This is a genomic window from Paraburkholderia adhaesiva, from assembly GCF_021390575.1.
Classification (GTDB): domain Bacteria; phylum Pseudomonadota; class Gammaproteobacteria; order Burkholderiales; family Burkholderiaceae; genus Paraburkholderia; species Paraburkholderia adhaesiva.
In genome coordinates, this window is record NZ_JAJEJQ010000002.1 from 1,903,574 (window position 1) to 1,911,405 (window position 7,832).

Here is a 7,832-nt window from a genome sequence, read left to right on the forward strand (position 1 = left end):
GTCAAGCCGCCGCGCGGGTCCAGTCGAGAATGACCTTGCCGCTCTCGCCGGAGAGCATCGCGGCGAAGCCCTTTTCGTAGTCGTCTACGCCGAAACGGTGCGTGATGATGGGCGTCAGATCGAGCCCGCTTTGCAGCATGGCGACCATCTTGTACCAGGTCTCGAACATCTCACGGCCGTAAATACCCTTCATTTCGAGGCCCTTAAAGATCACCTGATTCCAGTCGATCGCAGTGTGCGACGGCAGGATACCGAGCAACGCGACCTTGCCGCCGTGATTCATCGCTTCGAGCAACGCCGTAAACGCACTCGGCACGCCCGACATTTCGAGGCCCACATCGAAACCCTCGGTCATGTGCAGGTCGCTCATCACGTCGCGCAGCGATTCGCGCGACACGTTCACGGCGCGCGTCGCGCCCATCTTGCGGGCGAGTTCGAGGCGGTAGTCATTGACGTCGGTGATGACAACATTGCGCGCGCCCACGTGCTTCGCGATTGCCACCGCCATGATACCGATCGGCCCCGCGCCCGTGATGAGCACGTCCTCGCCGACGAGGTTGAACGAAAGTGCGGTGTGCGTCGCGTTGCCGAACGGATCGAAGATCGCGGCCAGATCGTCGGAAATCTCCGGCGGAATCTTGAACGCGTTGAACGCCGGAATCACGAGATATTCAGCAAACGCGCCTTCACGGTTCACACCCACACCCACCGTGTTTCGACAAAGATGGCGGCGCCCCGCGCGGCAGTTGCGGCAGAATCCGCAGGTAATGTGACCTTCGCCAGAAACGCGATCGCCAATCTTGAAGCCGCGCACTTCCTGGCCCATTTCGACGATTTCGCCGACGTATTCGTGGCCGACATGCATCGGCACAGGAATGGTTTGCTGCGCCCAGTCGTCCCACTTCCAGATATGAATGTCGGTCCCACAGATCGCCGTACGGCGAATCTTGATCATCACATCGTTGTGCCCGACTTCGGGCTTCGGCACATCGGTCAGCGTGAGACCGGGTGCGCGTTCGAGTTTCGCAAGTGCTTTCATTTCTCTCAGAATTCCTTTCAAATCACGCCAAGCTTCGTGCCTACGCGTGCGAACGCCGCGATCGCGCGTTCAATCTGTTCCGGCGTGTGCGCGGCGCTCATTTGCGTGCGAATGCGCGCGCGGCCCTTCGGCACCACCGGAAACGAAAAACCGATGACGTACACGCCTTCGTGCAACAACGCGTCCGCCATCTTCGAGGCGATTTGTGCGTCACCGAGCATCACCGGAATGATCGGATGCTCGCCGGGCACGAGCGTGAAGCCGAGCGCGCTCATCTCGCGGCGAAAATGCGCGCCGTTCGCACGCACGCGTGCACGCAGTTGCGCGCCTTCGTCACTCGCGATCAGCTCCAGCACCTTGAGCGAGGCGGCAGCGATACTCGGTGTGAGCGTGTTCGAAAAGAGGTACGGGCGCGAGCGCTGACGCAGCAGTTCGACCACTTCCTTCTTCCCCGCGATATAACCACCCGAGGCGCCGCCGAGTGCCTTGCCGAGCGTACCCGTGACGATGTCCACGCGGTCCGCGACGCCACAATGTTCGGGCGTGCCGCGGCCGTGCTCGCCGATAAAGCCGACCGCGTGCGAGTCGTCGACCATCACGAGCGCGTCGTAACGTTCGGCGAGCTCGCAGATGCCTTTGAGGTCGGCGATGATGCCGTCCATCGAAAACACACCGTCGGTTGCGATCAGCTTGTAACGTGCCCCGGCTTCGTCGGCTTCGCGGAGTTTCGATTCGAGGTCGGCGAGATCATTGTTCTTGTAGCGGTAGCGGCTCGCTTTCGAAAGACGAATCCCGTCGATGATGCTCGCGTGGTTCAGCTCGTCGCTGATAATTGCGTCTTCTTCACCGAGCAGTGTTTCGAAGAGACCGCCATTCGCATCGAAACAGCTCGAATAGAGAATGCAGTCCTCGGCCTGCAGAAATTGCGCGAGCGCAGTTTCGAGTTCCTTGTGCACCGTCTGCGTGCCGCAGATAAAACGCACCGACGCCATGCCAAACCCGTCGCGATCGAGTCCTTCCTTCGCGGCGGCGATGAGACGCGCATCGTCGGCGAGGCCCAGATAGTTGTTCGCGCAGAAATTCAGCACGCCGCTTCCGTCCGCGAGACGGATAGCCGACGACTGCGGCGTGGCAATCACACGCTCGCTCTTGTAAAAACCGTCGGCGCGAATCTGGTCGAGCGTCGCGCGCAGATGCGCAAGGTAGGGGGTTCGCATGAGTCTTGCTCCTGACAGGGCGGGCTGCGGCCTGCTATAGTCGCCGTTAGCCTTACCGGAAATATTCGGTTTTTCGAACCTAAGTTCGATATGTCGAACAAACTCTAAACGATGGGGCAGCAAATGGCAAGTACCCGAAAACCGCGCGCGTCCGGCACCACGCCGCCAGACCCGGCGAGCGCACAGGCCGTTCCCGGCGTGACGCCGCCGCGTGTCGGCGAGCAGATCCAGCGGCTGCGCAACGAGCGCAAGATGACGCTCGACGACCTGTCGCGCGCGGCGGGCGTATCGAAATCCATGCTATCGGAAATCGAACGCGACAAGGCGAATCCGACCATTGCCGTGGCGTGGCGGCTCACGAATGCGCTCGGCGTGAAGCTGGATTCGCTGTTCACCGCGCCCAAAGCTGTTGACGCGATCACGGTTGCCGGTCCGCACGACATTCCGACGCTGCTCGGTCACGACGCGGGGTACCAGTTGCGCGTCTGGGGGCCAATCGAGCTCGCGGGTCACTTTGAATGGTATGAACTGACGCTAAAGCCGGGTGGTGCACTGGTATCGAATGCGCACGAACCCGGCACGCGCGAACACCTGACGGTGCTGCAGGGAACGATCGATATCGAAGCGGCCGGCTCGGCGCAACGCGTGAAAACCGCGGACACGGCGCGCTACGTCGCCGACCAGCCGCACGCAATACGCAACGCCGGTAAAGGCGACGCCCGCGCGCTGCTCGTTGTGATCCACGGCTGAGCGCGCACCGAGCGCGACATGGTTGCCCCAAGTACTGTATATTCATACAGTGCGATTGATCTTCCGGAGCAGCCATGCAGACCCCTAATGAGCAGGATCTGGCCGCCTTGCGTTTTCAGGCGGCCGCGCGTGACCTCGAACACGTCGTTCGCGATATTGCCCAGCGGTACATCGCGCAGCAGGTCCCGCTCACGTGGAGGCTGCTGCATGCGATTGAGGCCGAGGCCCTTGCGGATCTGGGATTCGCGGGTCGGCACGACGTCATCATGCTTGGTCTTTTTCAACGTCCGGGCGAACTCGCTTATCCGGAAACCGATGAACGTGTGGATTTCGGCCACTCGAATGCATTGCCCGCCGTGTTTGCTTTCGCGGTTTCCGCTTATGAACACGCCGCGCAAAGCGCAGAGGAGGCGGGCCGGAAGGCCCGAGACAAAGGCAAATTTCGAAGTCTGCGCGCCTGGGGCGGCTAGCGGCTCGACCGGTAAGCGGAGCCGGCTGTAAATGAATATTCACCGCGCCCAGTGAACCGGCAGCTAGAATGGGCACCAAGAACGCAACTAACGGAATGAGAGCGATGACGTCTTCCCAAACATCACGCGACCTCTTTGACCAGCAACGCGCTGACTGGCAGCGGGATCCGGCGGGTGCCTTCGATGCCTGGCTCGCCTCCCAGCAATTCCGTCAGTCCTCGGCCGACGTCTACCGTGTCCAGTGGGGCCGCTTTCTCGAGTGGATGGCGATGCGCCACAAGACGATACTTTCGGTCGACACCGGAACCATCGCTGAGTTCGTCGCTGGGCTGGACGTGAAGAAACCGCAACGTCTGCGCTACCTGCGGTTGATTGAACGCGTTCTCGATCATGTCCGGCAAATCGAACTAGCTTCGACCAACCCCGCGCGCTTTATCGCGCAGGACGGGGAAGCGGCCTGGCGCAACGCACGCGAAAACGAACCAACAGGCTTTCTGGACGCGGCTGAAAGGACCGCGATTTTGGCCCAGCTCTTTGCGCCGCTCACGGAATACTCGGCGGCGAAGCGTTGGCGCGAATACCGGGACCGCGCGCTGGTCGCCGTATTTCTCGGCGGCGGACTGAAGACGGGCGACGCCATCGCACTGACTCTGGACGCCACGGCGCCCGGCTCGGAATGGTTGACGATCGAGGCCACGAACCCGATGTTCACACACGTCACGCGGCTCGCGCCTTTTGCGGTGGATGTACTTGGCGCCTGGCTCGAATCGCGACGCGCAGCTGGATTGCCGGGACAACTTGTCTTTCCGGGCTCGCCGTCCGGACGGCCGATGCACAAGGCCACGATCCTTCGCGCTGTTGACGCGATCGTCGCGTCAGCAGGCATTTCCGAAACGCGCGCGCAGCGTGCCAGTCCGCAGACACTTCGCAACACCTTCGCTGCGGATCGCTTCGAACAAGGTGTGAACGCAGAGCTAGTCGGACAGTGGCTCGGTTTCATGCAGCCGATTTCGGCCGGCCGACTGCATCGCGCATGGCAAATGTGGGTGGATCGTGAAGCGTCGGTCGTGCCTGAAAGGGCCTGAACGCATGCCGGTGCTACGCTGGCCGCACATCGGCTCCCGTAGAAGCTCACTTCGGATCACGTCAACGGATCCCGAAACATCTCACCTCACGTTGCGCCGGATGCCGGCCTTCCTGACATAAACCGGCTGACGGCCTCAAGACGCGAACCGCCCAGGCCGGAAGTGTGTTCGCATTCCGGACACGACAGTTCATAGTGGTCATCGACCTCGGAGAGTTCCGGCTCACCTTCCTGGCACTTCGGACAACGAACCGGCAAGCTGATGTACCCGTCGACTTGCGTGCCTAGACGGGTGAGTTCTCCGTCGCTGAGTCGCCCCGATTCGGCAAGGGTACACAACACTTGCGCCACCGATGCATCGACACCCTGCTGACCGCGCAACGTTGTGATCTTTCGCGTGAGGACATCGACCTCGTCGGAGCGCTCGCGCAGCAGCGCGTCGAGGCGATCCGAGCGGGCTTTCGCCGTTGCCAGCTGCTGGATGAAATCGAACTCCTTCTTGCTGGCTTCGCGCTGCGCGGCCTGCCACGTCGATGACGTGGTGCGCAGCGAATCGAGTTCGACCAGCATTGGCTTCACGCGGCGCTCGGCTTCGGCGAGCGCGTCCTTGATCTGCTGGGCATAGTGCTCTGTGCTCGTACGCAGATCCTCATGCAGTGCGTCGATGCGATCACGCAACCCAGCGTTGGTCGCCTGCTCGGTTTCGAGCCGCTTTGTCAGGATGTCGTTTTCCGCCTCGAGACGCCGTATCGCGCCCTGAAGGCTATCGTGGTGCACGGCCCCGTGAGCCGACGACGTGGCGATCTGGCTTTCCAGCTCGCGAATTTTTGTCCAGGCCGCTTCGGTCCGGGCTTCACTGCGCTGAAGCATCTCATCGACGGCCGCGCGACGCGCTTCGGCATTCTGAACGGCTTGCTCGGCTTGATTCTTGCCGCTTTCGACATCGGCTCGCTCGGACTCGAGCGCCTGGCGGGCGAGCGTCTGCGCTTCCTGGAACAGGGCACCGAGCAGTTCGCCCGCACGTTCTTCCAGTTCTGGAGGGATAGAACCTGTGCCGACACGTACTCGCGACGCGGTGCGAATTCGTTGCCAGAACAGTTCAATATCTTTCGGGATGTCGCTCGCGCTACCGGTTTGGGTCAGATCTCGAACGGCTGCCATCGACGGACGGATTCCGAAATCGAAAAAGAGCCGTTTGCAGGCGTGTAACGAGAGGTCTTGCCGTCGCGCTCCGTCGTTACGCAAAGCCTCAAGCTCGTCGCGCAGGTTCTGGCGGTTTTCTTCTTGCATCATTGTGGTCTCGGGACTCGGGCACGATATGAAAATAATAACAAATTACGTAACGTCTGCTACGTTTTTCACAGAAGTGCCTGAAAGACGTTCGAGTCGGACCTACTGAGCTTGCCCGTACTGCTTCTGGCGTCAATTTTTGTCGCGACTCCGTGAAACAAAGCGAAGTTCGTTCCATAAATTATTGTAAATGCTCGATTTTCCGTTGTGGTGGATTTTTCGCCGGATGTTTCACGGTTCTTGTACCGATCAGTCTTTCAACATTGCGTGGTTTTCTACGGATGTTTCGGGAGGCGCGCGGGTTGGCTGTGCTTGAGAGTAATAAAAGTAAACACCCTTGATACCTGTTAAAAACGTTAACGCCACGGCAAACCCTTACCTGGCAAGGCTTTCAGCGGAGTCAGGTGAAGCTTTACAGGATGTCGGGTGAGAAGCTGCGGGATGGTCGAGTGATGGGGTTCGGGGATGCTGGTGAGTCAGTTCAGGAAGGGAAGTGAGCGGGTTCGGGGAAGGGGGCATTTTTGACTTTTCCGCACAGGTGAGCGATTACGGGAGTGGACAACCCGGAAGCCTGCGGGTTACCGGGAGTCCTTTGAAAGTTGCTCGATTTGTAACGGTGAGCGGATTCGGGACCTCCGATTTGCTGGACTTTCAGGTGAAAAAACGCCGGTGCGAAGCGCGAGGTGAGCCGAAACGGGAAAAATCGGCCGTGTAACGTGAGGTTTTTCAGGGGCTGGGCGCTCATTTGCGGCCCGGAGATGACGTTTAAGCCCTTCAGGTGAGGGTTTTCGGGATGCTCGACATGTGCGGGCCGGCATAGCACTGCCTGTCAGTTCGACCTCAAAAGTGTGTTTGGGGCTGCGAGGTGAGCTTTTTCGGGAATCTGAAGTGACGGAGGCCGGCTGCATGGCAGTTTGGGCTCACAGGCGCTTGTGGTGAGCCTTTTCGGGATCCGATGAGACGCCTGATTTCGCTCAAGGTGAGCTTATTCGGGAGCTAGTTGGTGTTCACTAACGTGAAAACACCGACAAAGCGGGCCTGGCGACCGGGCGATCGGGTGTTCATGGTTCACTGAGGTGAGGCTTTTCGGGATCAGTCGACTGAGATGGGTACGACAGTCAGTTCGTTGGGTGTGGACGATATGGTGAGCTTTTTCAGGACCTCGGCGGTATGGATGCTGTGCGCGAGGACATGTGGATAAGTCACGGAATCTATTGATTTTTTCCACACGAGATCGCGTACGGTGAGCTTTTCCGGGAGGTGCTCTGCTGGGAATTGTCAAACGTTGGCGAGACGTTGCTATGCGTCAAAGGTGAGGCTTTTCAGGAGTCTTGTTCGGTGCTTTTTAGGGTCCTGAAGCCTGGAAACGGCACCGCGTCAGCGTCGCTCGCGCCTGGTAGGTGAGATTTTTCGGGGGAGATGCGAGCGGATCGTATTGGCATCACTGAAGGACGAAACAGCTTTCTGTCCTCGTAGCGCGGGTTTACGCGAGTCCAGTGAGCCGCGACTTTTCACATGTAGGCCTATGCCAGTTGAATCGGTATGGCAGCAAAGGAGCATTCGGTGCAGTGTCGGCGGCCTTGTCGTGCCGTTTCGTGCATTTCGACACGGTGTTTTCGATCCGACCACAGCCACCTGACGACTTTTCCCCGGTGATGATCTCCCCGCACGCCACCCCTTGTAGTGCCGTTGCGTCATTTCGCGGTGAACCGGAGATTCGTCAAAATTTTTTAAGGTGAGGCGATACGGGAGCATGGTGGCGAACTTGTCCAACTGCAGGATCGGGGCCATCCACGCGGATAGTGCGACCTATAACGTTTGTGCCGGGTGCTGCTTGTAGCGAAGGGTGAGCTTGTTCGGGAGCGTCTCGCGGTGAGCCACGTTCGTCGCATGCACATCACCGGCAATGGTGAGAGTGCCCCTATAGACGCCTATCACCACAGACGGTATCCTTTCGCGAAAATCTCTCCTCGACTCGACGC

At 59.7% G+C, this 7,832-nt stretch carries 6 protein-coding genes; 3 read left to right on the forward strand and 3 right to left on the reverse strand.

Annotation, left to right across the window (positions count from 1 at the left end; translation table 11 throughout):
- Position 1: 1 nt before the first annotated feature.
- Positions 2–1,039, reverse strand: coding sequence for an L-threonine 3-dehydrogenase (gene tdh, locus L0U80_RS24095; RefSeq protein ID WP_233871318.1), 1,038 nt, complete (start codon positions 1,037–1,039; stop codon positions 2–4).
- Between the two features lie 17 nt (positions 1,040–1,056).
- Positions 1,057–2,256 (reverse strand): glycine C-acetyltransferase, encoded by a 1,200-nt coding sequence (locus tag L0U80_RS24100; protein WP_233871321.1) that lies wholly within the window; start codon positions 2,254–2,256, stop codon positions 1,057–1,059.
- 111 nt (positions 2,257–2,367) lie between these two features.
- Here L0U80_RS24100 and L0U80_RS24105 point away from each other — a divergent pair, with 111 nt between their 5' ends.
- The 3 genes from L0U80_RS24105 (at position 2,368) to L0U80_RS24115 (ending at position 4,561) form a co-directional block, all read left to right on the forward strand.
- Positions 2,368–3,006 carry a helix-turn-helix domain-containing protein gene (locus L0U80_RS24105; protein ID WP_233871324.1) on the forward strand — a complete coding sequence of 213 codons (639 nt, stop codon included), beginning with the start codon at positions 2,368–2,370 and terminating at the stop codon, positions 3,004–3,006.
- Between the two features lie 74 nt (positions 3,007–3,080).
- The gene (locus L0U80_RS24110) at positions 3,081–3,476 is read left to right on the forward strand and encodes a DUF2471 family protein (RefSeq protein WP_233871327.1); all 396 of its coding nucleotides are present in this window, start codon (positions 3,081–3,083) and stop codon (positions 3,474–3,476) included.
- A gap of 104 nt (positions 3,477–3,580) precedes the next feature.
- Positions 3,581–4,561 (forward strand): tyrosine-type recombinase/integrase, encoded by a 981-nt coding sequence (locus tag L0U80_RS24115; protein ID WP_233871330.1) that lies wholly within the window; start codon positions 3,581–3,583, stop codon positions 4,559–4,561.
- An 86-nt stretch (positions 4,562–4,647) separates the two neighbouring features.
- Here the strand turns inward: L0U80_RS24115 and L0U80_RS24120 are convergent, their stop codons facing one another.
- Positions 4,648–5,853, reverse strand: a complete 1,206-nt coding sequence (locus tag L0U80_RS24120; RefSeq protein ID WP_233871333.1) for a DNA-binding protein — start codon at positions 5,851–5,853, stop codon at positions 4,648–4,650.
- Positions 5,854–7,832: the final 1,979 nt, after the last annotated feature.